The organism is Hydrogenophaga sp., from assembly GCF_050182545.1.
In the GTDB taxonomy this organism is placed as follows: domain Bacteria; phylum Pseudomonadota; class Gammaproteobacteria; order Burkholderiales; family Burkholderiaceae_C; genus Hydrogenophaga.
Genome location: NZ_JBFXCD010000009.1, coordinates 74,616 through 100,804 on the forward strand (window position 1 = coordinate 74,616; position 26,189 = coordinate 100,804).

Below are 26,189 nucleotides of genomic sequence, written 5' to 3' on the forward strand. Positions count from 1 at the left end.
AAAAGTTCAGGTCCTTTTCCCGATGGTGCAGGTTCCATGCCACCGCTGGCGCCAGGTCAAGCCCTCGCGGCTGCGCCTCAGATCACCCCTTGCGCCAGCATCGCGTCGGCCACTTTCACGAAGCCGGCGATGTTCGCGCCGTCCACATAGCTCACCGAGCCGTCGGCGCGGCGGCCATGGCGCACGCAGGCCTCGTGGATGCCGACCATGATGGTGTGCAGGCGCGCGTCGACCTCGTCGCGCGGCCACGACAGGCGCATTGCGTTCTGGCTCATCTCCAGGCCGGAGGTGGCCACGCCACCGGCGTTGCTGGCCTTGCCGGGCGCGTACAACACGCCGGCTTCCTCGAAGCGCTGCACGGCGTCCATCGTGGTGGGCATGTTGGCACCCTCGGCCACGCAGACCACGCCGTTCTGGATCAGCGTGGCGGCGTCATCGGCATCCAGCTCGTTCTGCGTGGCGCAGGGCAGGGCCACGTCCACCGGCACGGCCCAGGGCTTCAGGCCGGCCTCGAAGCGTGTCCCGGTGCGCCGGGCATAGTCGCTCACACGGCCGTACAGGTGGTTCTTCACCTCCATCAGCTCGGCCAGCTTGGCCGGGCTGAAACCGTCCTCGTCGATCACCGTGCCGCTGGAGTCGGACACCGTGACCACCTTGGCGCCCAGTGCCATGGCCTTTTCCACCGCGTACTGCGCCACATTGCCCGAGCCCGAGACGCTCACGCGCAGGCCCTGGAAGCTCTTGCCCTGCTGCTTGAGCATTTCCTCGGCGAAGTACACCGTGCCGTAGCCGGTGGCCTCGGGCCGGACCAGCGAGCCGCCGAACGACAGGCCCTTGCCGGTGAAGATGCAGTCGGCGCGGTTGCTGAGCTTTTTCATCATGCCGGCCATGAAGCCGACCTCGCGCCCACCCACGCCGATGTCGCCGGCGGGCACGTCGGTGTCGCTGCCGACATGGCGGAACAGCTCGCTCACCAGGGCCTGGCAAAAGCGCATCACCTCGCCGGGGCTCTTGCCCTTGGGGTCGAAATCGGAACCGCCCTTGCCGCCGCCCATGGGCAGGGTGGTGAGCGCGTTCTTGAAGGTCTGTTCGAACGCGAGGAACTTCAGGATGGACAGGTTCACCGAGGGGTGGAAGCGCATGCCGCCCTTGTAGGGACCGATGGCCGAACTGTGCTGGATGCGGTAGCCGCGGTTCACCTGCACGTCACCGTGGTCGTTGACCCAGGCGATGCGGAACATGACCACCCGCTCGGGCTCGACGAGGCGGTCCAGCAGGCCGTGTTCGGCGTACTTCGGGTGGGCGGCGATGAAGGGCCAGAGGCTTTCCATCACCTCGGTGACGGCCTGGTGGAATTCGGACTGGCCCGGGTTCTGTTGCGCGACGTGTTCCAGGAATTGGTGGGTCGATGTGTATTTCATGTCTCTCATGCTTCAAAAAAGTGCATGAGATTATGTGCAGATCGCATTTCGCGACCCAAAACGCCCCGATGTAGAGCATTCTCACAGCGGCCTTTCTGAAATTGATCCAGAACGGTGCCTGTTCTGTGCCCGGGCTTGCGGACGTTTCCTTTTTTGGTGCGTCTCAGCGCCCGCGCAGAAACAGCGCGTCCAGTTCCTTCATGCCCATCTGGCGCCAGGTCGGACGGCCATGGTTGCACTGGTCGGAGCGCTCGGTCACTTCCATCTGGCGCAGCAGCGCGTTCATCTCGTCCAGCGTGAGGCGCCGGTTGGCGCGCACCGCGCCGTGGCAGGCCATGGTGGCCAGGAGTTCGTTGCGCGCACGCTGCACCACGGTGCTGGCTTCGTGCTGGCCCAGTTCGGCGAGCACGCCGCGCGCCAGCTCCACCGGGTCGCCTTGCGCCAGCGTGGTGGGCACGGCGCGCACCGCCAGGGTTCTGGGTGACAGGGCGGTGATCTCCAGGCCGAGCGAGGCCAGAGCGCCGGCACAGACTTCGGCGGTGGCGACTTCGTCGGGCGTGGCGGCAAACGTGGCGGGAATCAGCAGCGGCTGGCTGCTGACCTGCTGGTCGTCGAGTTGCTGCTTGAGCCGCTCGTAGACGATGCGCTCGTGCGCGGCGTGCATGTCCACCACGACCAGGCCATGGGCGTTCTCGGCCAGGATGTACACGCCCTGCAATTGCGCGATGGCGCGGCCCAGCGGCCACTCGCCTTCGGGCAGGGGCTCCGATGGGTCGAGGGCTGCGGTTGTTTCTGCCCGAACGGCTGCTACCCCGGGCGCAACATCCAGCCCCGTTGGGGCGGCGTCCGTCAAGACCCGAGCAGATCCATAAGCCCACAAAGTCCCTACGTCACTCACCCGGTGCCCCACTTCGGGCTCACGCGGCACAAACGAAAAGGGCGCCTGCCGCGCCGGGGGTGTCCACGCCGGGGCGGCGCCCGTGGCGGTGTCGGACGCGGGCTGCTCGTGCGCGGCATGACCCGCACGCGGCACGGCCAGCGCGGCCTCCACCGCACGGCGAACGGCCTGGTGCACTTCGCGGCTGTCGCGAAAGCGCACCTCGATCTTGGTCGGGTGCACGTTCACGTCCACCCGCGCCGGGTCGAGCGAGACAAAGAGGGCGTAGACCGGCTGGCGCTGGCCGTGCAGCACGTCCTCGTAAGCGCTGCGCGTGGCGTGGGTGATGACCTTGTCGCGCACGTAGCGGCCATTGACGTAGGCGAACTGCCAGTCGGCGCGCGAACGCGCGGCGTCGGGCACGCCCGCAAAGCCCCACACGCGCAGGCGCTGCGCCTGCCCGTCGCCGTCGTCGGGCGTGTCCACCGGCCAGTCCAGCGCCACGGCCTGCTGCACAAAGTCCTCGCCCAGCACGTCGGCCAGGCGCTGGCGCAGCGCGTCCATGGCGTCCCCTTGCGCGGCGCGCCACTGCGCGACCAGCTTGCCGTCGTGCCAGATCGCAAAGCCCACGTCGGGTCGCGCCAGCGCGTGCCGGCGCACCGCTTCGATGCAGTGGCCGAGTTCGGTCGCGTCGGTCTTGAGGAACTTGCGCCGCGCCGGCGTGGCGAAGAACAGCTCGCGCACCTCCACCGTGGTGCCCGGCGCGCGCGCCGTGGGCTGCAGCTCACCGCTGCGCCCATCGAGCAGCCAGCCGTGCGCTTCCTCGGCGGTGTCCACGCGCGTGAGCAACGAGACCTCGGCGATCGAGCAGATCGCGGCCAGCGCCTCGCCGCGAAACCCCATGGTGCCGACCGATTCCAGGTCGGCCAGGCTGGCGATCTTGCTGGTGGCGTGGCGCTTGAGCGCGTTCGGCAATTCGCTGCGCACGATGCCGCAGCCGTTGTCTTCCACGCTGATGAGCCTCACGCCACCGGCCTGCAGGCGCACCGTGATCTGGGTGGCGCCGGCGTCCAGCGCGTTGTCCACCAGCTCGCGCACCACCGAGGCCGGGCGCTCGACCACTTCACCCGCCGCGATCTGGCTGACCAGCTCGTCGGGCAGTTCGCGGATGGGGCGGCGGGCGGTGGCGGGGCGGGGGGGCAGGGATGTCACAGACAAATTGTAGGTGGCAGGGATAATGCCCCTCCTATGGAAATCGTTACCTTCCTCATCGACTTCATCCTGCATGTGGACCAGCACCTGCAGACCTTCGTGCAGAACTACGGCGCCTGGGTCTATGCCCTGTTGTTCCTGATCATCTTCACCGAGACCGGTGTGGTGGTCATGCCCTTCCTGCCGGGGGATTCGCTGCTGTTCGTGGTCGGCACGCTGTGCGGCGCGGGCCTGATGAGCCTGCCGCTGGCCATGGCGCTGCTGGTGGCCGCGGCCATCCTGGGGGACCAGACGAACTATTCCATCGGCCGCTATTTCGGCCCCAAGGTGTTCCAGTGGGAGAACTCGCGCCTGTTCAACAAGAATGCCTTCAACCAGGCGCACGCGTTCTACGAGCGGTATGGCGGCATCACCATCATCCTGGCGCGCTTCATGCCCTTCATCCGGACCTTCGCGCCCTTCGTGGCTGGTGTGGCGGAGATGACGCGCACCAAGTTCACGGCCTACAACGTGATCGGTGCGCTGATCTGGGTGGTGGGCCTGACGGCCGCGGGCTACTGGTTCGGCAACCTGCCCTGGGTGCAGCAGAACCTGAGCAAGATCATCTGGGCCATGATCATCATTCCCGGCCTGATCGCGATCTATGGCGGCTGGAAGGCCAGCCGCGAGGCCAGGCGCAACCCGGCTTGAGGACGGGGCAGCGGCGTCAAGGCCGCGTGGGCGCGCGGTCGGCGTGCAGCTCGAACACCAGGTCGCGCAGCCACTGGTTGGCCGGGTCCTTGTGGTACTTCGCGTGCCAGAACAGGTTGATGGCAATGCGTGGCAGGTCCACCGGATGCGGCAGCTGCTTCAGCCCGAAGGGAGCCACCATGCGCTCGGCCAGGCGCTCGGGCACGGTGGCGATCAGGTCGGTGGACTGCAGGATGTGCCCGATGGCCACGAAGTGCGGCACCTTCAGCTTCACGCGCCGCTGCGGTGAGTGCCTGTCCAGGATCTCGTCGACCTGGCCATGGCCGGTGCCCGCCGAGACCACGGCCAGGTGGTCAGCGGCGAAGAAGTCGGCGACCTTCATGCGCTTCTGGTCCAGCCGGTGGCCCTGGCGGAACAGACAGACGTAGCGCTGCTCGAACAGGCGCCGCTGGAAGAAGCCGGCCTTGAGTTGCGGCAGCAGGCCGATGGCGAGATCGACCTGCCCGGCCTCCATGGCGTCGCGCAGTTGCGTGGCGGTGTTGCGCACCGTGCTGATGCCCACACCCGGTGCCAGCTCCTGGATGCGCTGCATGAGCTGCGGCAGGAAGTAGATCTCCCCGATGTCGGTCATGCCGATGCAGAAGCTGCGCTGGCTGCTGGCGGGATCGAACGAGCTGCGCGCGTTCACCGCGCTGTGAATCATGCCCAGCGCGTAGCCGATGGACTCGGCCAGTTGCTCGGCGAAGGGCGTGGGCTGCATGCCCTGGGCGGTGCGCAGGAAGAGCTCGTCGCCGAACAGCTTGCGCAGGCGGGCCAGCGCATTGCTCACCGCGGGTTGGCCCAGGCCCAGGTTCTCGGCCACCCGGGACACCTTGCGCTCGGTCAGCAACTGGTTGAACACCACCAGCAGGTTGAGGTCGATGTCTTCAAGTTCCATGGCTGTTCCCGTGCAATCAGATATTGATTTGGATGATATTTTGAATTGATCTCATTGCATTGACTGATTTTTGTCGGATGGGGATCATGCCGCCAGTTCCCACGAAAACCAGAGACAAGCCCGATGGACATCCATGTACGCCCCTTGCAGCGCACGCTGAGCGTGGAGCCGGGCGTGAACCTGCTGGATGCGCTGCGGGCGAACAATGTCCCGGTGTCCTACAGCTGCATGGCCGGGCGTTGCGGCACCTGCCGCTGCAAGGTGGTTTCGGGCCATGTGCTGGCGTCGGGCCGCGAACAGCGGCCGCCGCAGGCCAACGAAGCCGCCGACAGCGTGCTGGCCTGCCAGACCTTCCTGACCGAACCCTGCACCATCGAGATTCCCGAACCGGACGAAGTGGTGGTGCACCCCGCGCGCACCATCAAAGCCACCGTGCTGGCCATGGATGCCCCCACGCACGACATCACGCGCCTGCGGCTCAAGCCGGCCAAGCCGATCGCGTTCTCGCCCGGGCAATACGTGCAGCTTCAGTTCACACCCGACCACGTCCGCCCCTATTCAATGGCGGGCCTGTGCACCGACGACGAGCTCGAGTTCCATGTGCGGCGCGTGCCCGACGGTCGCGTCACCGGCTACATCGGGCGCGAACTCAGGCCGGGCGACGCGGTGCGCGTGAGCGGCCCGCTGGGCTCGGCCTACCTGCGCCGCAAGCACACCGGGCCCATGCTCTGCGTGGCCGGGGGCACGGGGCTTGCGCCCATCCTGTCCATCATCCGGGGCGTGATCGCCGAGGGCATGCACAACCCGATCCACCTGTACGTTGGCGTGCGTTCGGAGCGCGACATCTATGGCCGGGACTGGCTGGCCGATCTGCAGCAGCGCTACCCGAGGCTGCAGGTGCACGTCGTGGTGGCGTCCGGGCGCGCGCCGGGTTGCCGCGCCGGCCTCGTCACCGAAGCGATCGGGCAGGACTGGCCCGCCCTGCCGGGTTTTCGCGCCTACCTCTGCGGCGCGCCGCCCATGGTGGAGGCGACCTCGCTGCTCATCCGCCAGATGGGCGTGTTGCCCGACCAGATCCACGCCGACGCGTTCTACGCCAGCAGCCACTAGGAGACCACGATGAGCACCCCGTCCGAACACGCAGGCACCTTTCCCGAGCGCATCCGCTGGGAATCCGGCGGCACGAGCCGCATCCCCTTCATGGCCTACACCGATGCGGAGCTGCACAGGAAGGAACTGGAGCGCTTCTTCTACACGAAGCACTGGAACTACATCGGCCTGGAGGCCGAGGTCCCGAACCCGGGTGACTTCAAGCGCACCGTGGTGGGCGAGCGCTCGGTGATCATGGTGCGCGACACCGACGGCGCCATCAGCGTGGTGGAAAACGTGTGCGCCCACCGGGGCATGCAGTTCTGCCGCGAGCGCCATGGCAACAGGAAGGAATTCGTCTGCCCCTACCACCAGTGGAGCTACACCCTCAAGGGTGACCTGCAGGGCGTGCCGTTCCGCCGCGGTGTGAAGCAGGACGGCAAGGTCAACGGCGGCATGCCGGCGGACTTCAAGACCACCGACCACGGCCTCAACAAACTCAAGGTGGCCACGCGCGGCGGTGTGGTGTTCGCCAGCTTCGACCATGGCGTCGAGTCGCTGGAAGACTTCCTCGGCCCGACCATCCTGGGCTACTTCGACCGCCTGTTCAACGGCCGCAAGCTCACCATTCTCGGCTACAACCGCCAGCGCATTCCGGGCAACTGGAAGCTGATGCAGGAGAACATCAAGGACCCGTACCATCCGGGTCTGCTGCACACCTGGTTCGTCACCTTCGGCCTCTGGCGCGCGGACAACAAGAGCGAGCTGAAGATGGACGCGCGGCACCGCCACGCCGCCATGATCTCCACGCGCGGCCAGTCGGGCAAGGCGGAACAGGTCACGCAGGTCTCCAGCTTCAAGGAAAGCATGCAGCTGCACGACCCACGCTTCCTGGACATCGTGCCCGAGCCGTGGTGGGGCGGCCCGACGCCGCCGGGCCGCCCCAAGGCGTCGGAAGCCCCCTCGGGGGGCAGCGAAGCACGCGAAGCGGCGAGCGTGGGGGCACCCATTCCGACCGCGGTGATGATGACGATCTTCCCCAGCGTCATCCTGCAGCAGCAGGTCAACAGCGTCTCCACGCGCCACATCCAGCCCGACGGCCACGGCGCCTTCGATTTCGTCTGGACGCATTTCGGCTTCGAGGACGACACACCGGAGATGACCCAGCGCCGCCTGCGCCAGGCCAACCTGTTCGGCCCGGCGGGCTTCGTCTCGGCCGACGACGGGGAGGTGATCGAGTTTTCGCAACAGGGCTTCGAGCAGAAGCCCTACCACCGCGCGCTGGCCGAACTCGGTGGCCGGGAGGTGGGCGACACCGACCACATGGTCACCGAGACCCTGATCCGCGGCATGTACGCCTACTGGCGCGACGTGATGGAGGCCTGAACATGAGCGTTCGCATGAGCTTTGAAGACCACCTGGCGATCACGCGGCTGTACGCCGACTATGCGCAGGCGGTCGATTCCGGCGACTGGAACCTCTGGCCCGAGTTCTTCATCGACGACTGCGTCTACAAGCTGATCCCGCGCGAGAACCACGAGCGCGGCTTTCCGCTGGCCACGTTGTCGTTCGAGAGCAAGGGCATGCTCAAGGACCGCGCCTACGGCATCCAGGAAACCCTGTTCCACGACCCCTACTACCAGCGCCACGTGGTGGGCGCGCCGCTGGTGCACAAGGCCGAGGCCGACCGTTTCGAGGTCGAGGCCAACTACGCGGTGTTCCGCACCAAGCTGTCGAAGGAATCGACGGTGTTCAACGTCGGCCGCTACATCGACGTGATCGTGCGCACGCCCGACGGCCTGAAGTTCGCCTCGCGCCTGTGTGTGTACGACAGCGAAATGATCCCCAACTCCATCATCTATCCGATCTGAAACCCCATGAGCAAACATCCCGAATGGCTGGACGCCACCGCTGAAGCCGACGTACCCGACGACGACGTGATCGGCCTGGACATCGGCGGACTCGACATCGCTCTCTACAGGGTCGATGGAACCGTTTACGCCACCGACAACGTCTGTACCCATGGTCAGGCGCGGCTGTGCGACGGTTTTCTGGAGGGGCATGAAATTGAATGCCCGCTGCACCAGGGCCGGTTCGACATCCGCGATGGCAGCCCCACCTGCGCACCGGTGACCGAGGCCATCCGCTGCCATCCCGTGCGCATCGAAGGCGGGCGGGTGCTGCTGCAGTTGCGGGACTGACAAGGCGTCTGCCCTGCGTGCCTCCGTCGGCGTCAGCGCGCGGCGAGCGCGCCGGTCTTGCGGATCGCGCGCGCGAAAGCCTGCATGACCGGGGGCGTCTGCACGTCGCTGCGCCGCGTGAACAAGCCCAGCGGCGGCAATGCCACTTCGGGCGCCACCGCCAGCCGCCGAACGCCTCCACGCGCCACCTCGTCGCGCGCATGCTCGAAGCGCACCGCGCACAGCAGCGAGGGGTCCAGGCGCAGCACCGCGCCAATGGTGACCGATGAAATCGCCTCGATCACCGGGGCGGGCGGGTCCACGCCTTCGTTGAGAAAGGCGGTCATGAAGGCCTGGCGCACCAGTGTCTGGCGTGGCGGCGCCACCCAGTCCGCGTCACGCAGGTCGGTCCAGCGCAAGCGACGGCGCCGCACCAGCGGGTTGGACGCGGCGGCGAGCACGCACAGCCTGTCTTGCATCAGGACCTCGGACTGGAGCAGGCGCAGCTGGTCGCTGGTGAGCATCTCGGTGGTGAGTGCGCCGAACACGCAGTCGAGGTCGCCCTCCAGCAGGCGCTGGATCAGTTCGCTGACGCGCCCCTCGTGGATGTGCACAGCGGCTTCGGGCATGCGCTGACGCAGCTGCACCACGGCGGCGGGCACCGCGGCCGTGACCGAAAACGCGCCCACCCGCAGCACCGCGCTCGCGCCGCTGCGTATGGCCTCGACCTCGTCGCGTGCATGCGCGAGCTCGCCCATCACGACCCGCGCGCGATGCACCGCTGCCGCGCCGGCCGCGGTGGCCGTCACGCCCTGGGGGCTGCGATCGAACAGGCGTGCACCCAGCGAGTCCTCGGTCTCGGCCAGCATCTTGCTGATGGCCGGCTGGCTCAGATGCAGGCGGCTGGCGGCGGCGCGCATGGTGCCTGCTTCCGCGAGCACCACCAGCAGTTCCAGGTGGCGCAGGCGCAGTCGGCGCACGAGGTGGTCGAAGCCCTTGTTCATGTGGATTTCCCCAGAGAGGGTGATCACCAGATCGGATCACGCCATCAGCATTATTCAATTTTCAGGAATCCAGGTATCGCCTATCGTGCGACCCATACAGGAGACAAGACGCACCATGAACGATTCCGCATCCGTTCCCCCGGCCGCGCCGCTCGCAGGCGTTCGCGTCGTGGACCTGGGCCAGTACATCGCTGGCCCGGGCGCCGCGATGACACTGGCCGAGCTGGGTGCCAGCGTGATCAAGATCGAGCCGCTGGCGGGCGACCAGGCGCGCCACATCGGCCGCTATGGCGAATCCATGGTGCGGGCCTACAACCGCGGCAAACGCTCCATCGCGCTTGATCTCAAGAGCGACGCCGGCCGGGAGGCCGCGCTGCGGCTGATCTCGCGGGCCGATGTCGTGATCCAGAATCTGCGCCCGGGCGTGGTCGACAAGCTCGGCCTCGGTCCGGCCAGCGTGCGTGAACGGTTCCCGCGTGTCGTCTATCTCTCGATCTCGGGCTTCGGCAGCCGCGGGCCTTCGCGCGATCGGCCGGGCTACGACATCGCGGCGCAGGCCGAGAGCGGCCTGATGTCCGTGACCGGTGAACCCGACCGGCCGCCGCAGAAGGTGGGCGTGCCCATCGTGGACGCCGCAGCCGCCCACCTGGGCGCCCAGGCGGTGCTGGCGGCCCTGTACGGACGCGAGAAGACCGGCGTGGGCGCGACCATCGAAACCTCACTGCTCGACGTGGCCATGCACCTGCAGGCGGCGACCTGGGCCGATTTCCTGGGGGGAGGGCCCGAGCCCACCCGCATCGGCGACGGCCAGCCGCACAACGCGCCGGCCGCCGAGGTGGTGCCCACGCGCGACGGCCACATCGTGCTCTCGGCCTACGCGGACGAACACTGGCTGCGCTTTTGCCGGGTGGTCGGGCGCGAAGAACTGGCCCGCGACCCGCGGTTCTGCAGCAACGAGCGGCGTGTGGCCCACCGGGCTGCGCTGCGTGCCATGTTGCGCGAATGCCTGTCGGATCGCAGCAGCGAGGAGTGCGTGGCGCTGCTCGCGGGCAACCAGATCGTCGCCGGCGCGGTGCGCAACTACAGCCAGGTGCTGCGCAGCCCGGGCCTGGAGGCCAGTGGCCTGATCGTCGAGGCGGCCGGCGCCGACGGCCTGCGTTACCGCGCACTGGGCCTGCCCTACCGCATCGACGATGCGCCGCAACCGGCGCCCCATGCCGCGCCCGCCTGCGGGGCCGACACCGACACGCTGCTGGCCGAAGCCGGCTACGGCGCCAACGATATCGCCGCATTGCGCCGGACTGGCGTGGTGGCCTGATGAACACGAACAAGACGATGACCCCACAGACAGAAGACCGTGTGCGCCACGCCCTGATCCAGACCCTGCCGCTGTTCGAGATGATGCGCATGCGCGCGGCCACCACCGCGCGCCGCCACCCCGTGCTGGGGTTCGCCAGCGAGGAACGTGACTCGCCGCAGCGCTGGGTCAACCAGTTCACGCACACGCACCGCAAGCTCGGACCGGACGACCGCGAGGTCGTGAGCCCGAACAACGACACGGTCTACAGCAACGCCTGGCTGGACCTCTCGCAGGGGCCGGTGCTGATCGACACGCCCGACATGGGCGATCGCTACTGGACGCTGGGCCTGCTCGATGCCTGGACCAACCCATTCGCCTACGTCGGCCGCCGCACCACCGGCAACCGCCGCCAGCGCACGCTGGTGCATGGCCCGCGCTGGCAGGGCGTGGTGCCGGCGGACGTGTCCCAGGTCATCGCCGCGCCGGGCGACGACGTCTGGCTCATCGGCCGTGTCCTGGTGGACGACTCGCCAGGGGACATCGATGCCGTGCGCGCGCTGCAGGCGCAGCTGCGCATGACGCGCCTGGACGGCAGCGATGCCGCGATGCGCGTGGACACGCGCATTGACGGGCGTTCGGTGGCCGCGCCGTCGGCGTCGACCTACATCGACACGGTGAACCACGCGCTGGTCGGCAACCCTCCACCCGCGGGCGAGTCGCTCGAATGGCCACTGGATGCGGATGCGGTTCAGGCGCTGCTGCCACAGGTGTACGCCGAACTGCGCGAGCAGCAGAATCAGCCGCGCCCGCTCGGCGGTGGATGGTCCCTGCCGCTGGAGGTGAAGACGCACTGGGGCGCGGACTTGCTCACCCGCGCGCGCGTTGCGCGCAACTTCATCGGCGCGCTCGGCATCGAGGAAGCGATGTACCCCAGCGCCGAGGTGGACGGCGAGGGGCTCGCGCTGGACGGCGCGCACGCCTATGAGCTGCGCTTCGCGCCCGGCGAGGGTCCGAAGGTGGGTGCGTTCTGGTCGCTGACGATGTACCGCCGAAGCGACTGCCTGTTTGTCGCCAACCCCATCCACCGCTACTCGATCGGCGACCGCACGCCCGGCCTGCGGCACGAAGCGGACGGTGGACTGGCGATCCGCATCCAGGCCACGGACCCGGGCGCGGGCCACAACTGGCTGCCGGCACCGGCCGGCGATCCGTTCTACGTGGTGCTGCGCCTCTACCAGCCGCAGGCCGAGCACCTGCGGTTCCAGTACACCTTTCCCCCGCTGCAACGACTCGATTGATTCCGACTCACCTACAAGGAGACACACCATGCCCATCCAACGACGCCACCTGCTCGGCGCCAGCCTCGCCACCCTCGGTCTCGCGCACACCAGCGCCTTTGCGCAGGCCTGGCCGGCGCGGGCGGTCCACCTCATCGCGCCCTATGGCGCGGGCGGGTCCAACGACATCCTCACGCGCCTGCTCGGCGAGGCCCTGGCGCCCCGCATCGGGCAGAGCCTGGTGATCGAGAACAAGGCCGGCGCGGGCACGCGCATCGCCAACGAATACGTGGCGCGTGCCGCGCCCGACGGCCATACCGTGCTGCATGCGGCCGCGCCCATCGCCATTGGCGCGGCCCTCTACCCCAAGCTCCCCTACGACGTGAAGACGGATTTCATACCCGTGCTGAGCACGGCCATCGCGCCGCTTTTCCTCATCGTCAACGCCGATGCGCCCTACAAGACCGTGGCCGAATTCATTGCCTACGGCAAAGCCAGCGACAAGGGCCTGACCTTCGGGTCGCCGGGGGCCGGCTCGGCGCCCCACCTCACGGCCGAGCTGCTGATGCGCGCGGCCGGCACCAAAGGCATCGTGGTCCAGTTCCGCGGCGACGCACCGGCCTATACCGAGCTGCTCGCGGGCCGGATCGATGCCACGCTGACGGCGATCTCGACCGCGTTGCCGCACATCCAGGCGGGCAAGCTGCGCGTGCTGGGCGTGGCCAACGAGGAGCGCACGCCCCTGTACCCGCAGGCGCCGAGCCTTCGCGAGTCGGGTCTGCCAACGGTGGTCGGCTATGGCTGGTACGGCCTGATGGTGCCCGCCGGCACACCCGCGGCCATTGTGCAGAAGCTCAACGCCGACACCAATGCGGTGCTGGCCGACCCGGAGATGCGCAAGAAGGTCGAGGCGGTCGGCCTGCAGGTGCGCGGTGGCACGTCGGCGGAGTTCGCGACCTTCATCGACAGCGAAATCCGCAAGTGGACGCAGGTGATCCAGGCCGCGAACATCAAGCCGGAATGATCGGGTGAGAGAGCCCGGCTGCGCGACCTCGCGCCGTGGCCGGCTCTCAGCTCAGATCTGGCGGCTGCGCGCCAGCGGCGGGTTCTTCGAGAAGTAGGCCACGATGCCGCGCAGCAGCGCGTCGGCCAGATCGTCCTGGTACTTCGGGTCGTTCAAGCGCTTCTCTTCATCGGGGTTGCTGATGAAGGCGGTCTCCACCAGCACGCTGGGGATGTCGGGCGCGCGCAGCACGGCGAAGTTGGCCTGCTCCACGCGCGGCTTGTGCAGCTTGCCGATCTTCTTGACGTGGCCGAGCATGGCCGTGCCGAGCTTGAGGCTGTCGTTGATCTGCGCGGTGGTGCTCATGTCGAGCAGGGCACGGCGCACGGTGGCGTCGGCTGCCTTGGCGTTGAGCCCGCCCACGAGGTCGGCGGCATTTTCCTTGTTGGCCATCCAGCGCGCCGCGGTGCTGGTGGCGCCGCGCGTGCTCAGCGCATACACGCTCGCACCTTGCGGGCGCGGTGACATGAAGGCATCGGCGTGCAGGCTGATGAACAGGTCGGCCTGCACGCGCTGCGCCTTCTGCACGCGCACCTGCAGCGGCACGAAGAAGTCCTTGTCGCGCGTCATGTAGGCGCGCATGGGGTTGCCGTTCACGCGCGTCTCGTTGATGCGGTCGCGCAGCTTCTGCGCGATCTGCAGAACCACCTTCTTCTCATGCGTGCCGCGCGGGCCGATGGCGCCCGGGTCCTCGCCCCCGTGGCCGGGGTCGAGCGCGACGATGATCAGGCGCTCGGTCTTGCCCTTGCCTGGCGGCGGCTGCTTGGCGGCGATGCCCTTCCTCGGCCTGGCCTCGGCCACGCTGGTCTCGCCATCCGGAGACGTGGCCGGTTCAGGGCTGGTGGTGGGTGGTTTGCCTTGCCGAGCGATCAGGTCCCCGAGCGGGTCGTCGGCAGGCTCGGCCGCGCGGGTGACCTTGTCGGCTTCCAGGCCCAGCAGGCGCGCGGCGCGCTCGCTGGCCGCGTCCAGGTCTTTCATGCGCTGCGAGATCAGTTGCTCCAGCGGGTCCGGCGGGTTCAGTGGGTAGAGGTCGAACACCAGACGGTGCTGGTAGGCCGCCACCGGCTGCAGGCTGAATACCTGCGGCTTGATCGGCTTCTTGAGGTCGAGCACCAGGCGCACCACATTAGGCGCGTTCTGTCCCACGCGAATGCCGGCGATGTTGGGGTCGTCGGACTTGAGGTGGCCCACCAGCTCGCGCAGGCCGGGCAACAGGTCCATGCCCTCGATGTCCACCGCCAGCCTGGGCGGCTCATTGATGAAGAACTGGCGCGCCTGCAGCGCGCCGTCGGACTCGATGGTCACGCGCGTGTAGTCCTCGGCCGGCCAGATGCGCACCGCCACCACGCTGGCGCCGCGCGCGATCTGCTGCGTGCCCAGCAACAGCACCAGAGAGCCCGCGCGCAGCAGGCGGCGGCGGCTCAGCGGGCCTGCGAATCCCTCGCTCATGCCAGCGCCTCCAGCAACAGGTGGCCGGTGGGCGTCAGCGCGGTGGCGCTGACGCGGCGGTGGGTGTCCTGATCCAGATCGATGTGGGTGTGAGGGGGCATCTCGTCGGGTTCGATGTCGATCCGCAGATCGACCACGGGGAGAAAGTCGCCGGCGCGTTCCGGCCATTCCACCAGCTTGAGGCCGGGGCTGGCGAAAAGTTCGCGAAAGCCCGCGTCCTCCCATTCGCGCGGGTCGTTGAAGCGGTAGAAGTCGAAGTGCCAGATGTGCAGCGGTTCGCCCGCGGGCATCACCGCGCAGTCGATCGCGCTGTGCGGTTCCACCACGGCATAGGTGGGGCTCTTGATGCGCCCTCGCACGCCGAGCGCGTGCAGCAGGTGGCGCACCAGGGTGGTCTTGCCCGCGCCCAGATCGCCCCGCAGCGTGAGGGTGGCGTGGGCGATGGCGGGGGAGGTGGCGAGCTGGCGGGCAAAGGCCTGCGTGTCTTCTTCGGTGGTCCAGCGGCCGTGCCAAGTGGCGGCAGGGGACGCGGGGCCCGCAGGAACCGGCCCGGTTCCTACAATGGGCTTTACATGAAGTTCGCTTTTGATGCCGCTCAACTCGTCTCGCAGATACAGGCTTGGGGCCAGGAGCTTGCATTTTCCCAAATTGGCGTCGCGGGTGTGGATTTGAAGGCCGCAGAACCGGGATTGAAGGCCTGGTTGTCGGCTGGATGTCACGGTGACATGGCCTACATGGCCGCGCACGGCATGAAACGGGCGCGCCCCGCCGAGCTGGTGCCGGGCACGCTGAGTGTGGTCACCGCGCGCATGGACTACCTGCCGCGCGCCGCGCCCGAAGGCTGGCAGGCGCTGGAGTTGCAACGCCTGGGGCATCCCGGCGAGGCCGTGGTGTCCATGTACGCGCGCGGCCGGGATTACCACAAGGTCCTGCGCAATCGCCTTCAGACGCTGGCCGAGCGCATCCAGGGCGCTGTGGGGCCGCTGGGCCACCGCGTGTTCACCGACTCCGCGCCGGTGCTCGAGGCCGAGCTGGCGCAGCGCAGCGGGCAGGGCTGGCGCGGCAAGCACACGCTGCTGCTTAATCGCGAGGCCGGTTCGATGTTCTTTCTGGGCGAGATCTACCTGGATCTGGCGCTGCCCACGACCGCACCCATCAGCGAGCACTGCGGTGCCTGCCGCGCCTGCATCGACGTCTGCCCCACGCAGGCCATCACCGCGCCACACCGGCTCGACGCGCGCCGCTGCATCAGCTACCTCACGATCGAGCATGCGGGGGCGATACCCGAAGACCTGCGCCCCCTGATGGGCAACCGCATCTACGGCTGCGACGACTGCCAGCTGGTCTGCCCCTGGAACAAGTTCGCGCAGCGCAGCCCGCTGCCCGACTTCGACGAACGCACGGGCATGAGCGGTGCGGCGCTGGTCGCGCTGTTGGCGTGGACCGAGGACGAGTTCCTGCGCCGCACCGAAGGCAGCCCGATCCGCCGCATCGGGCACGAGCGCTGGCTGCGCAACATCGCGGTGGCGCTGGGCAACGCGCTGCGCGCCGGGCACGACGACGACATGCTGCGCGCGTTGCAAGGCCGCTCCAACCACCCGAGCGAACTCGTGCGCGAGCACGTGGCCTGGGCGATGGCGCAGGCCACCGCGGCGCGCTGATCCGTCAGACCTCGCCGACATTGTCCCGAAGCCGGTCGAGCAGGGCCAGCAGGGTCGTGCGCTCGCGCTCGTCCAGGCCCGCGGTCATCGCCTTCTCGAAACGCGCCAGGTGCTGCTGCATCCTGCGCTGCAGCGCCAGGCCCTCGGCGGTGGCACTCACGCGCTGGCTGCGGCCGTCATCGGGGTCGGGCCGGCTGTGAAGCAAGCCGCGCTCGTGCAGCAGCCTGACGACCCGCGCAATCTGCGCCTTGTCGCGCCCCGTGTGCTGCACCAGGTCGCGCTGCGTGGCACCGTCGCGGCGCGCAAAGAAGGCCAGGCATCGCGCCTCCATCGGCCCCAGGCCCTCGCCGTCGTTTCGCATCGCGTCCCGAAGGTGGCGGCGCAGGCCATGCATGAGGTGGTGCAGGCGGTCCAGCACCTCGTTGGTGGTTGGTTTCGTCATCGTGGGCGGGTCATGTGGTTGACAGTGTCATCCATATCGGGCATGATGGTTGTTATTATCAACCAGATGAATCCATGAATCCAGACTTTTCACCATCCCTTGCAGTGGAGCGCGTGCGCCACGAGATCCGCGTGCGGCGCCTGCAGGTGCAGCGCATCGACACCGTCAGCCCGCACTTCCTGCGCATCCGTTTCGCGGGCGACGCGCTGCGCGATTTCGTCAGCGCCTCGTTCGACGACCACGCCAAGCTCATGCTGCCGGCCCGGCCCGGCGTGCCTCTGGTGCTGCCCCAACCCGGGCCGGACGGGCTGTCCCTGCCGCCCGGCGCCGAGAAGCCGGTGATGCGCGACTACACGCCACGCCAGTTCGACCGCGCCGCCGGCACGCTCGACATCGAGTTCGTGCTGCATGGGGACGGTGTGGCCTCGCGCTGGGCCGAAGCGGCGAAGCCCGGCGACGAGGTCGGCCTGGGCGGGCCGCGTGGTTCCTTCGTGGTGCCCACGGGCTTTGACTGGCACCTGCTGGTGGGCGACGAGTCCGCCTTGCCCGCCATCGCGCGGCGGCTCGAGGAACTGCCCGAGACCGCGCAGGCCATCACCGTGATCGAGACCGCCGATGCCGGCGACCGGCGCGCCTTCACCTCCCGCGCACGCGTTCAGACGCACTGGGTCGACACCGGCCCGACCGATGCGCTGGCGCGCGCGGTGGCGGCACTGAAGCTGCCTGTGGGCGAGGGATTTGCCTGGGCGGGCGGCGAAGCCGCCAGCATCGCGGCGGTGCGTGAGGTACTGGTGGGCGCACACGGCCTGCACAAGAGCCGCGTGCGCGCCTCCGCCTACTGGAAGCGCGGCAGCGTCGGCCACCACGAAACCCTGGGTGGCTGAGTTCAGCCTGCGAAGCGCTGGCGCAGGTCGCGCTTGAGCAGCTTGCCGCTGGGGTTCTTGGGCAGGCTGTCGGTGAACACCACACGTTTCGGGCTCTTGAACGCGGCCATGTGCTGGTTGCAGTGCGCGACCACCTCGGCCTCGGTCAGCGTCTGGCCTGCCTTGACGACGATCACGGCGGTGACGGCTTCCACCCACTTCGGATCGGGCAGGCCGATCACGGCCACTTCGCTCACCGCCGGCAGGCGGTAGATCATTTCCTCCACCTCGCGGCTGGCCACGTTCTCGCCACCGGTCTTGATCATGTCCTTCTTGCGGTCGACCACGGTGATGTAGCCCTCATCGTCGATCACCGCGAGGTCGCCGCTGTGGAACCAGTCCCCCTCGAATGCGGCCTTCGTGCGCTCGGGGTCGTTGAAGTAGCCCAGCATCAGGTGGGGCGAACGGTGGACGATCTCGCCGACCTCGCCCACGGCCACGTCCTGCATGGCGTCGTTCACCACGCGTGTCTCCACGTTGAGCACGGCCTTGCCGCAGGAACCGGGTTTGCGCAGCTGGTCGTCGGGGCCGAGCATGGTCGCCAGGGGCGCGATCTCGGTCTGGCCATACAGGTTCCACAGCCGCACCGCGGGCAGGCGCGAAGCCAGTTCCTTCAGCACCTCCACCGGCATGATGGAGGCGCCGTAGTAGCCCTTGGCCAGGCTGGCCAGCTTCGCCGCGTCGAACAGCGGCGAGCGCAGCAGCGCGATCCACACCGTGGGCGGTGCGAAGAAGCTGGTGATGCCGTGGCGCTCGATCAGCGCGAGCAGGTTGTCGGGCACCGGCTTGCTGGTGATCACGTTGTTGCTGCCGATGTAGATGGCCGGGCCGAAGAACACGTCGAGCTGCGCGCAGTGGTAGAGCGGCAGCGCGTGCAGCGCACGATCGTCTTCGGCGATCTCGGCGTTGATCACGCAGCTCACGTATTGCCACAGCACCGCGTCGTGGGTGAGCATCGCGCCCTTGGGCATGGACTCGGTGCCGCTGGTGTAGACGATCTGCGCGAGGTCGAAGCTGCCCAGGGTCACGTCGGGCAGCGGGTCCGCGCAGGCGGCCAGCGTGTCGAAGCTGTGCATGCCGGCCACGGGCCCGGAGGGATCTTCCGAGGGCAGCCAGACGTACTGGGCCACCTGCGTGTCCAGTGCCGCCGCCGCGCGCGCCAGATCGGCCAGGCCGCTGTCGGTGGCCAGCGTCCTGGCGCCGGCGTGGCGCAGGATGTAGGCCACCTCGTCGGCCTTGAGCATGAAGTTGATCGGCACCATCACCGCGCCCCGGCGCGCCAGGGCAAAGCGCAGCGCGGCAAAGCCGTGTGAGTTGCGTGCCAGCACAGCCACCTTGTCACCCTGCGCCACACCGATGCCGGCCAGGCCCGCGGCCAGTCGGCTCACCAGCGCATCGAACTCGGCGTAGGTCCATTGCGTGTCGCCGCAGACGATGGCGGTCTTGGTCGGCAGGCGCAGGGCGGTGCGGCGCAGGGCGTCGGCGATGGTCTGGCGGCGCACCACCGGGTGGATGGAAGAGGGCATGCAATGTCTCCTGTTTCTGGGGTCGTTCGCGCCGCATTCTGGCCGGCGCCGGCTTCGCATGCTGTCACATTTGCAGGCTCCCGCACCGATGCCCGGGCGCGGACCGACGGCTATCATCGGTTCATGAATCCGGTGACCTCCGCGCAATCCACCCTGCACCGCTGGGGCCGTGCGGCGCGCGCGAGCTGGGACGCCTGGTGGAACACGCTGCTGGTGGGCGCGCAGATCCTGGTGCTGGCGCTCTCGCCGGGCAGCTACAGCGCGGGCCCGCACCGGCGCGCCGTGCTCGAGAACCTGTACCGCGCCACCGCGCCCCTGCTCCCCTGGTTCCTCACGCTCTCGGCGCTGGTCAGCCTGGTGCTGATCCGCATCGTCGTGGCCACAGCCACCAGCTATGGCCTGTCGCAGTACGCGCTGGAGGTGCTGGTGCGCACGCTGGTGCTTGAACTCATCCCGCTCTACGCGGCACTGTTTGTGGCGGTGCGCTATGCCATGCCTGGCGCCCAGGTTGTGCGCAAGCAACTGGCGCTGCGGCAGCGCGAAGGCCGCCTGTCCGAGCGGCAACTGCTGCTGGTGAACGAGTTGCTGCCGCGCGCGCTGGGCTGCGTGTTTTCGGTGCTCCTGCTCGCCGGGCTGAGTTCGCTGGTGGCGCTGGTGCTGACCTACCTCACGGTCTACGGCTTCTCGCCCTGGGGCCTGCCGGGTTACACGCATGCCGTCGGCGGCGTGTTCACGCCCGCCGTCTCGCTCATCTTTTCGCTCAAGACCCTGTTCTTCAGCCTGGCCGTGGCGGTGGTGCCGCTGGCCGCCAGCGCCGAGCCCGATGCCCAGGGGCACTACGCCCGCCGCAGCGACATGAGCGAGTTCGCGCGACTGTTCTCGGTGGTGCTGCTGATTGAAGTGGTGTCGCTGGTGGGCAACTACTATTGAAGACCATGAACCCGACGCCGCCGCCTTCGCCCAACCCCGCCGACGCGCCACCGGTGAAGAACCTGGAGCTCAAGGCCGCGCTCTTGCTGGTGCTCATGGTGGTGTTGCTGCTCGGCTCGGCCGCCTACATCCTGTACGCGCGTGGCGTGCTGGAGCCCACGCAGCGGCTGGTCCTGATCTCGGACGATTCCGAGGGAGTGGTCGTCGGCATGGACATGACCTTCGCCGGCTTTGCCATCGGGCGTGTCGCGCGCATCGAACTGGCCGACGACGGCAACGTGCGCATCCTGATCGACGTGCCCGAGTCGGACGCGAAATGGCTGCGCACCTCCAGCATCTTCACCATGGAGCGCGGCCTGGTGGGGGGCACGCGCATCCGCGCCTACAGCGGTGTGCTGGACGATCCGCCGCTGCCCGATGGCGCGGAACGCACGGTGCTGCGCGGCGACACCGCGGCCGAGATCCCCAAGCTCGCCGCGAGCATGCGCGAGGTGCTGGAGAACCTTGCCGCGCTCACGAAAAGCGACGGCGCGCTCGCCGGCGCGCTCAACGGCGTCGGTGTGGCGACCGACCGCCTCACAGGCCCGCAGGGTGCGATGGGCTTGTTGATGGGCAACGACGAGGACGCGAAGAAGCTGGTGGTGACCATCGAGCGCACCAACGCGCTGCTGCTGCGCGCCGACGCGCTGGCCAGGCGGCTGGACAGCCTGGCCGCCAACGCCGACCGCCAGGTGTTCGGCCAGGGCGCCGCGCCGGGCGAGGGCAGCCTGACGGGCGATGCGCGCGCCACCGTACAGCAGCTCACCGCCTTGCTGGGGCAGGCGCGCACCAGCCTGCAGAAGGTCGACGCGGTGCTGGTGCAGGTCGAGGGTGTCGCCGCCAACACGCGCGACGCCACTGGTGACCTGGGCACGTTGCGCGGCGAGGTCGAGTCCAGCCTGCGCAAGGTGGAGTCGCTGATCAACGACATCAACCGCAAGTGGCCGTTCGCCCGCGACACGGAGATCAAGCTGCCGTGAAGAAGCCCACCCCCGTCGCTTGCTCACTGCGTGTAGCCGCATCCCCCCTCAAGGGGGCAACACCCTGCGCCCCGGCCGAGCCGGTTGCGCGGTGTTTCTGGTTGGGGGCTGTGGCGCTCGTCGCGGGCTTGGTGCTGTCCGCCTGTTCCAGTCAGCCGCCCGCGCCCGAGTGGCAGATGAACGCGAAGGGAAGCGCCGAGCGCGCGACCCAGGCCTGGCTGGGGGGCGATGCGCGCATCGCGGCGGCGGAGTTTGCGCGCGTGCGCGCTGCGCTGGCCAGCACCGGCCAGCCCACGCTGCTGGCGCGCGCCGAACTGCTGCGTTGCGCCACGCGCGTGGCGTCGCTGGCGTTCGAACCCTGCACCGCCTTTGATGCGCTCGCGCAGGACGCGCAACCGGCCGAGCAGGCGTATGCGCGCTACCTCGCGGGGGCGGCCACGCCGACCGATGCGGCCCTGCTGCCCGAAGCCCACCGGGCGCTCGCGTCCGGCGCGGCACCCGAGTCCGCCCTGGTCGCCATCCAGGACCCGCTGTCGCAGTTGGTGGCCGCTGGCGTGCTGCAGCGCCAGGGCCGTGCCTCCGATGCGGTGGCCGCGCGCGCGGTGGAGACCGCGTCCGCGCAAGGCTGGCGCGTGCCTTTGCTCGCCTGGCTCAGGCTGCAGCGGCAGCGCGCCGAGGCGGCAGGTGCCAGCGACGAGGCCGCGCGCCTGCAGCGCCGCATGGACCTCGTGTCGGGCGCGCCGCGCTGAACGCTCAGTTGACCTTGCCGATGCGTTGCACCACCGCCTTCATGGCCGTGGCGTCGGCCTTCACGAAGGCGTCGAACTCCGAGGCGTCCTGGTACTGGAAGCGCGTGCCGGCCGTGGTCATCACCTGGATGGTGCGCTCGTCGCGCGCGGCGGCGCGAGCGGCGTCCCGCAGCTTGTCGATCACCGGCTGCGGTGTGCCGGCCGGCGCGAACAGGCCCGCCCACTGCGAGTAGCTGACGTTCACACCCAGCTCCTTGAAGCTGGGCACGTCGGGCAGCAGCGCCAGACGGCCCTCGCCCCAGTGGGCCAGCGCGCGCATGCGGCCGCTTCGGATGTGGCCCACGACGCTCGCCGGTCCGCTGGCGAGGGCCTCCACCTGGCCGCCCAGCAGACCGACGATGGCCGGGCCGGCGCCGGTGTAGGGCACGTGCAGCATGAAGGTGCCCGTGGCGGCCTTGAGCTGCTCCATCGGGACTTGCATGGTGCCGTAGTTGCCCGACGAGCCGAAGCTGATGCGCCCCGGGTTGCCCTTGGCGTGCGCGATGAACTCGGCATAGGTTTTCCAGGGGCTGTCGGCGCGCACCACCAGCACCGTGGGGTCGGCCGTCATGCGCGCGATGGGCGTGAGCTGGTTCACCTCGAACTGCGGCGGGCGCTCCAGGATGCGGTCGGCCTCGGGCAGCACCACCAGCGACGACAGCGCCATGAGGATGGTGTAGCCGTCGGCCGGTGCCTTGGCCACCGCCGCCATGCCGATGGCACCACCCGCGCCGCCCCGGTTGACCACCACCACCGACTGGTTCAGGTGGCGCGCCATGGCCTCGGCCACCGGACGGCCCACGGTGTCGGCCACGCCACCGGGCGGGAAGGGCACGATCATGGTCACGGGCTTGCTCGGGTAGGCGTCCTGCGCGGCGACCAGGCCTGCGCTGGCGGCCAGGGCGAAGGCAAGGCTGCACAGCTTGAGTGCGGTTCGGTTCATGGGTGTTGTCTCCTGTCGGTTGTCGAAAGCGGAACGGGTTCAGACGAAGCGGTTGCGCAGCGTGCCGATGCCATCGATCTCGATGCGCACCACGTCGCCGCTCTTCAGAAAGGTGGGCGGCGTCATGCCCAGACCGACGCCGGCGGGGGTGCCGGTGGCGATCACGTCGCCGGGGTAGAGCGTGATGCCGCGCGAGATGGTCTCGATCAGCGTCGGGATGTCGAAAATCAGGTGCTCGGTGCGGCCGTCCTGGCGCGGCTCGTCGTTGACCCAGCAGCGCACGCGCGTGTGCTGGCCATCGAGTTCGTCGGCGGTGACGATCCACGGGCCCATGGGGCAGAAGGTGTCGAAGCTCTTGCCCATGTCCCACTGCTGGTGGCGCATCTGCACGTCGCGCGCGGTCACGTCGTTGACGATGGTGTAGCCGTAGACGTGCTTCATGGCATCGTCCCGGGCGATGTTCTTGCCACCGGTGCCGATGACCACCGCCAGCTCCGCTTCGTAGTCGATCTGCGGCGAGATGTCATCGCCCGGCAGCTGCACGTCGTCGCCGTCGGCGATCACGCACTCGGGCACCTTGGTGAACACGATGGGCCAGGCCGCCGGGTTGGTGTTGTTGTTCTTGAACACCGAGCCCTGCAGCTCCCTGGCGTGCTCGTGGTAGTTGCGGCCCACGCACCAGAGGTTGCGCCGGGGCATGGGCAGTGGTGCTTCGAGCCGCACGTCGGCCAGGGCCAGCGCGGCGCCCGTGGTGGCGGGCAGCGGCTGGCCTGCGGCCCTGGCCTCGATCAGTGCGAGCGCGCCGCGCCGGGCGTCGGCCGGGCCGAGGGCCAGCGGGGTGATGACCAGGCCATCGGCCGACACGAGGCCGACCTGGCGACGTCCGTCGTGAACAAAAGTCGCAATGCGCACACACACTCCTTGTGAGATAACTTGAAAAGTACCAAAAAATACCAATTGGTATCTGCAGCTGGATCGTAGGCGATGTGAATGAAATTTGGACTGGGGAAATCACGTAGATGGCCCTTGCGGTGGATATTGGTATGTTTTGGTATAGTGCACGGCATGAGCATGTCCACACCGCTGCGCGACACCATCCTCGACCAGTTGCAGGCCGGCCAGTGGCGCCCGGGGGACCGCCTGCCCACCGAGCGCGAGCTCGCCAGCCGCTTCAATGTGAGCCGCACCACGGTGCGCAAGGCGCTGCTCGAACTCAAGGCGCAAGGCCTGATCGAGCAGACCGTGGGCAGTGGCACTTTCGTGACCGAACATGTCAGCGCACGCCTGGGCCGGCGCGTGCAGCAGGATTCGTCGCAGCACACCAGCCCGGCCGCGCTGATGGAGGCGCGTCTGGCCATGGAGCCGGCCATCATCGAGATGGCGATCCGCAACGCCAACCAGGCAGACCTGCAGCGCATGGACGCCTGCTGCGACCACGCCGAGCGCGCCGAGACGCTGGAGGCTTTCGAGCACTGGGATGCTGAGCTGCACCAGGCGATTGCGGATGCGGCGCACAACAGCTTCGTGGCCAATGTGTTCACGCTCATGAAGACGGTGCGCGCGCAGGGCGACTGGGGGCAGCTCAAGAAGAAGAGCGTGACGCCCGAGCGCCGCCTGGCCTACCAGACCGAGCACCGCGCCATCGTGGAGGCGCTGCGCGACCGCGATGCGCAGCGGGCGCGCGAACTGACGCTGGCGCACCTGCTGCATGTGCGGCAGAACCTGCTGGGGTACTAGCTCTCTCGCATTCGTTGCGTTGCGTTGCGTTGCGTCGCGTGCGGAGACCTCGCGGGATCGGGCACCCGGGCGCTCTGCTCCGCTCATGTCCCCCGAACCGGCTGCGCCGGTTCTCCTCCTTGACTTCGCTGCGCAGAGCGCCCGGGTGCCCGATCCGAAGCAGCGGTGGCACTCCAGCGGTGGATTGCTCAGGTGCAGGCGGACCGAGGCGCTGGGCTGACCGGCGCAGCGAAGTCAAGGAGGAGACAAGGGCGAAGCCCTTGGCGGGGGACATGAGCGGAGCCGGTCAGCCCAGCGCCTCGGTCCATACCAGGCCCGCAGGCCTGAAACGTCAGGGGATGTTCCCCAGCACCCCCAGCGCAAACGGCAAGCTCACCATGCCCAGCAAGGTCGACAGCGTGACCAGCCCGGCCACATACGGCCCGTTGTAGCCCATGCGCGCGGCCAGCACATAGCAGCTTGACGCGGTAGGCACGGCCGAGAACATCAGCAGGATGGTGGTCTGCATCGGGTCGAGCCGGAACAGCCTGGCCAGGCCGAAGGCCATGAGTGGCATGCCCAGGTGCTTGCAGGCCAGCACCAGGCCACCCAGCGTCTTGGCCGAGGCCAGCATGCCGAACTGCATGCCCGCGCCCGCGGCCAGCAGACCCAGCGCCAGCGAAGCCTGGCCGATGCGATTGACCGTGGGTTCGAGCCAGACCGGCATGGAAAAGCCCAGCAGATTGGCCACCAGGCCCGAGACCGTGCCGATGATCAGCGGGTTGCGCAGCAGCTCACGTGCAAAGCCCTTCTGGCCGTGGCGCGCCATGGGCCAGACCGCGCCGACGTTGAAGATCGGCACGCAAACCCCGATGATCACCGCCACCAGCAACAGGCCCTCGGGCCCCGCCACGCGGTCCGCCAGCGCCAGCAGGATGAAGGAATTGAAGCGGAAGGCAACCTGCGCGCTGGCGGCATGCAGTCGCACGTCGAGCCGCTTGCCCAACCAGGGCCAGTGGGGCAGGGAGTACGACAGCGCGATGGCACACACCGCCAGCGAAACCGCCGCGCCCACCAGACTGGAGGCGGCGCTGAGGTCCAGCGGGCTCTTCACGATGCTGTGGAACAGCAGCACCGGGAACAGGAAGTAGTAGACGAGGCTCTCCACCTGCTCCCAGACCTTGCGGTTGAGCGCGGTGAAGCGGCACACCAGATAGCCGCAGAGGATGAGCGAGAAGTCGGGAAAGAGGAGCTGCGCGAAGTTCACCGGGCGAGCATAACTGGGCCGCGCGGGGCCACGGATTCAGCGCGTGGCGGAGCCTTCGCAGGCGGTCACCACGGTGACCCCGCCGTCCGACTTCAGCCATTGAGACAGGGCGTGGCACTGGCCGCCGGTGCACAGCTCGTAGTCGGCCGTGAACTCCGAACGCGAGAGCCGCAATGCAGCGGGTTGTCGCAGCCCGGGAGGGGTATAGCTGTACCACCCGTCCTTCAGCACCGCGTCGGGTGCGGGCTCCATGCCGGCGGCCGAGCCACGCACGCGGGCCGACAGCGCGCGCAGTTCGACCCGTCCCTCGGGCGCCCTCACCACCGCGTAGTCTTCTTCCCAGCGCACCTTTTCAATGGAGTGCGTCCAGGCCAGCGTGAAGCGCTCGGTGGCGACGAAGACCGGCGCAGGAGCGGGTGTGGCGGCCAGTGCCGCCAAAGCCAGACACACGCCCGCCGCGGACACCCTTGCGTTC

The 26,189-nt window shown here is 68.6% G+C and carries 26 protein-coding genes; 14 read left to right on the forward strand and 12 right to left on the reverse strand.

Annotation, left to right across the window (positions count from 1 at the left end):
- Nucleotides 1–77 precede the first annotated feature (77 nt).
- Together gdhA and mutL are read right to left on the reverse strand one after the other, a co-directional pair.
- Nucleotides 78–1,421, reverse strand: coding sequence for an NADP-specific glutamate dehydrogenase (gene gdhA / locus AB7P10_RS11535; protein ID WP_428293998.1), 1,344 nt, complete (start codon nt 1,419–1,421; stop codon nt 78–80).
- Nucleotides 1,422–1,584: 163 nt separating this feature from the next.
- The gene (gene mutL / locus AB7P10_RS11540) at nt 1,585–3,510 is read right to left on the reverse strand and encodes a DNA mismatch repair endonuclease MutL (RefSeq protein ID WP_428293999.1); all 1,926 of its coding nucleotides are present in this window, start codon (nt 3,508–3,510) and stop codon (nt 1,585–1,587) included.
- Between the two features lie 36 nt (nt 3,511–3,546).
- On the opposite strand from mutL, the gene AB7P10_RS11545 reads away from it, so the two are divergent.
- A complete protein-coding gene (locus tag AB7P10_RS11545; protein WP_428294000.1) occupies nt 3,547–4,200 on the forward strand; it encodes a DedA family protein in 654 nt (217 codons plus the stop codon).
- A 16-nt stretch (nt 4,201–4,216) separates the two neighbouring features.
- On the opposite strand, the gene AB7P10_RS11550 is transcribed toward AB7P10_RS11545, so the two are convergent.
- On the reverse strand, nt 4,217–5,137 hold the full coding sequence (locus AB7P10_RS11550; RefSeq protein ID WP_428294001.1) for a LysR family transcriptional regulator: 921 nt from the start codon (nt 5,135–5,137) through the stop codon (nt 4,217–4,219).
- A 123-nt stretch (nt 5,138–5,260) separates the two neighbouring features.
- Here AB7P10_RS11550 and AB7P10_RS11555 point away from each other — a divergent pair, with 123 nt between their 5' ends.
- Genes AB7P10_RS11555 through AB7P10_RS11570 form a run of 4 tightly spaced genes read left to right on the forward strand, consistent with a single transcriptional unit; the run spans nt 5,261 to nt 8,427 of the window.
- Complete coding sequence (locus tag AB7P10_RS11555) at nt 5,261–6,247, forward strand: 2Fe-2S iron-sulfur cluster-binding protein (RefSeq protein ID WP_428294002.1); 987 nt, start codon at nt 5,261–5,263, stop codon at nt 6,245–6,247.
- Between the two features lie 9 nt (nt 6,248–6,256).
- Nucleotides 6,257–7,612 (forward strand): aromatic ring-hydroxylating dioxygenase subunit alpha, encoded by a 1,356-nt coding sequence (locus AB7P10_RS11560; RefSeq protein WP_428294003.1) that lies wholly within the window; start codon nt 6,257–6,259, stop codon nt 7,610–7,612.
- A 2-nt stretch (nt 7,613–7,614) separates the two neighbouring features.
- On the forward strand, nt 7,615–8,097 hold the full coding sequence (locus AB7P10_RS11565; protein ID WP_428294004.1) for an aromatic-ring-hydroxylating dioxygenase subunit beta: 483 nt from the start codon (nt 7,615–7,617) through the stop codon (nt 8,095–8,097).
- Nucleotides 8,098–8,103: 6 nt separating this feature from the next.
- Nucleotides 8,104–8,427, forward strand: coding sequence for a non-heme iron oxygenase ferredoxin subunit (locus AB7P10_RS11570; protein WP_428294005.1), 324 nt, complete (start codon nt 8,104–8,106; stop codon nt 8,425–8,427).
- A gap of 32 nt (nt 8,428–8,459) precedes the next feature.
- Here AB7P10_RS11570 and AB7P10_RS11575 read toward each other — a convergent pair whose 3' ends face one another.
- Complete coding sequence (locus AB7P10_RS11575; protein ID WP_428294006.1) at nt 8,460–9,410, reverse strand: LysR family transcriptional regulator; 951 nt, start codon at nt 9,408–9,410, stop codon at nt 8,460–8,462.
- A gap of 115 nt (nt 9,411–9,525) precedes the next feature.
- On the opposite strand from AB7P10_RS11575, the gene AB7P10_RS11580 reads away from it, so the two are divergent.
- The 3 genes from AB7P10_RS11580 to AB7P10_RS11590 are packed head-to-tail and all read left to right on the forward strand — an operon-like array spanning nt 9,526 to nt 13,011.
- Nucleotides 9,526–10,728 (forward strand): CaiB/BaiF CoA transferase family protein, encoded by a 1,203-nt coding sequence (locus AB7P10_RS11580; protein WP_428294007.1) that lies wholly within the window; start codon nt 9,526–9,528, stop codon nt 10,726–10,728.
- 17 nt (nt 10,729–10,745) lie between these two features.
- A complete protein-coding gene (locus AB7P10_RS11585) occupies nt 10,746–12,008 on the forward strand; it encodes a DUF1254 domain-containing protein (RefSeq protein ID WP_428294008.1) in 1,263 nt (420 codons plus the stop codon).
- 28 nt (nt 12,009–12,036) lie between these two features.
- The gene (locus AB7P10_RS11590; protein ID WP_428294009.1) at nt 12,037–13,011 is read left to right on the forward strand and encodes a Bug family tripartite tricarboxylate transporter substrate binding protein; all 975 of its coding nucleotides are present in this window, start codon (nt 12,037–12,039) and stop codon (nt 13,009–13,011) included.
- A 51-nt stretch (nt 13,012–13,062) separates the two neighbouring features.
- Here AB7P10_RS11590 and AB7P10_RS11595 read toward each other — a convergent pair whose 3' ends face one another.
- A complete protein-coding gene (locus AB7P10_RS11595) occupies nt 13,063–14,499 on the reverse strand; it encodes an N-acetylmuramoyl-L-alanine amidase (RefSeq protein WP_428294010.1) in 1,437 nt (478 codons plus the stop codon).
- Complete coding sequence (gene tsaE / locus AB7P10_RS11600) at nt 14,496–15,089, reverse strand: tRNA (adenosine(37)-N6)-threonylcarbamoyltransferase complex ATPase subunit type 1 TsaE (RefSeq protein WP_428294097.1); 594 nt, start codon at nt 15,087–15,089, stop codon at nt 14,496–14,498. Before tsaE ends, AB7P10_RS11595 begins: the two co-directional genes overlap by 4 nt.
- Between tsaE and queG the strand changes: the two genes are divergently transcribed.
- On the forward strand, nt 15,072–16,160 hold the full coding sequence (gene queG, locus AB7P10_RS11605) for a tRNA epoxyqueuosine(34) reductase QueG (RefSeq protein ID WP_428294011.1): 1,089 nt from the start codon (nt 15,072–15,074) through the stop codon (nt 16,158–16,160). The genes tsaE and queG overlap by 18 nt on opposite strands.
- A 4-nt stretch (nt 16,161–16,164) precedes the next feature.
- On the opposite strand, the gene AB7P10_RS11610 is transcribed toward queG, so the two are convergent.
- Nucleotides 16,165–16,602, reverse strand: a complete 438-nt coding sequence (locus AB7P10_RS11610) for a MarR family winged helix-turn-helix transcriptional regulator (protein WP_428294012.1) — start codon at nt 16,600–16,602, stop codon at nt 16,165–16,167.
- Nucleotides 16,603–16,676: 74 nt separating this feature from the next.
- Here AB7P10_RS11610 and AB7P10_RS11615 point away from each other — a divergent pair, with 74 nt between their 5' ends.
- Nucleotides 16,677–17,486: a siderophore-interacting protein gene (locus AB7P10_RS11615; RefSeq protein WP_428294013.1), complete on the forward strand. Its 810-nt coding sequence runs from the start codon at nt 16,677–16,679 to the stop codon at nt 17,484–17,486.
- Between the two features lie 2 nt (nt 17,487–17,488).
- On the opposite strand, the gene AB7P10_RS11620 is transcribed toward AB7P10_RS11615, so the two are convergent.
- Nucleotides 17,489–19,051 (reverse strand): acyl-CoA synthetase, encoded by a 1,563-nt coding sequence (locus AB7P10_RS11620; RefSeq protein WP_428294014.1) that lies wholly within the window; start codon nt 19,049–19,051, stop codon nt 17,489–17,491.
- Between the two features lie 123 nt (nt 19,052–19,174).
- Here AB7P10_RS11620 and AB7P10_RS11625 point away from each other — a divergent pair, with 123 nt between their 5' ends.
- The 3 genes from AB7P10_RS11625 to AB7P10_RS11635 all read left to right on the forward strand — a co-directional run bounded on the left by AB7P10_RS11625 (nt 19,175) and on the right by AB7P10_RS11635 (nt 21,749).
- Entirely contained in the window at nt 19,175–19,981 is an 807-nt protein-coding gene (locus AB7P10_RS11625) for an MlaE family ABC transporter permease (protein WP_428294015.1), read from the forward strand.
- Between the two features lie 5 nt (nt 19,982–19,986).
- Nucleotides 19,987–21,000 (forward strand): MlaD family protein, encoded by a 1,014-nt coding sequence (locus tag AB7P10_RS11630; RefSeq protein ID WP_428294016.1) that lies wholly within the window; start codon nt 19,987–19,989, stop codon nt 20,998–21,000.
- 176 nt (nt 21,001–21,176) lie between these two features.
- Nucleotides 21,177–21,749: a hypothetical protein gene (locus tag AB7P10_RS11635; protein ID WP_428294017.1), complete on the forward strand. Its 573-nt coding sequence runs from the start codon at nt 21,177–21,179 to the stop codon at nt 21,747–21,749.
- A gap of 4 nt (nt 21,750–21,753) precedes the next feature.
- Here AB7P10_RS11635 and AB7P10_RS11640 read toward each other — a convergent pair whose 3' ends face one another.
- Together AB7P10_RS11640 and AB7P10_RS11645 are read right to left on the reverse strand one after the other, a co-directional pair.
- On the reverse strand, nt 21,754–22,731 hold the full coding sequence (locus AB7P10_RS11640) for a tripartite tricarboxylate transporter substrate binding protein (protein WP_428294018.1): 978 nt from the start codon (nt 22,729–22,731) through the stop codon (nt 21,754–21,756).
- A 39-nt stretch (nt 22,732–22,770) separates the two neighbouring features.
- Nucleotides 22,771–23,643: a fumarylacetoacetate hydrolase family protein gene (locus AB7P10_RS11645; RefSeq protein WP_428294019.1), complete on the reverse strand. Its 873-nt coding sequence runs from the start codon at nt 23,641–23,643 to the stop codon at nt 22,771–22,773.
- Between the two features lie 153 nt (nt 23,644–23,796).
- Between AB7P10_RS11645 and AB7P10_RS11650 the strand changes: the two genes are divergently transcribed.
- Complete coding sequence (locus tag AB7P10_RS11650) at nt 23,797–24,468, forward strand: FadR/GntR family transcriptional regulator (RefSeq protein ID WP_428294020.1); 672 nt, start codon at nt 23,797–23,799, stop codon at nt 24,466–24,468.
- Between the two features lie 331 nt (nt 24,469–24,799).
- On the opposite strand, the gene AB7P10_RS11655 is transcribed toward AB7P10_RS11650, so the two are convergent.
- Both AB7P10_RS11655 and AB7P10_RS11660 read right to left on the reverse strand, forming a co-directional pair.
- Nucleotides 24,800–25,714 (reverse strand): AEC family transporter, encoded by a 915-nt coding sequence (locus tag AB7P10_RS11655; protein WP_428294021.1) that lies wholly within the window; start codon nt 25,712–25,714, stop codon nt 24,800–24,802.
- 36 nt (nt 25,715–25,750) lie between these two features.
- Nucleotides 25,751–26,164 (reverse strand): DUF1850 domain-containing protein, encoded by a 414-nt coding sequence (locus tag AB7P10_RS11660; RefSeq protein ID WP_428294022.1) that lies wholly within the window; start codon nt 26,162–26,164, stop codon nt 25,751–25,753.
- Nucleotides 26,165–26,189: the final 25 nt, after the last annotated feature.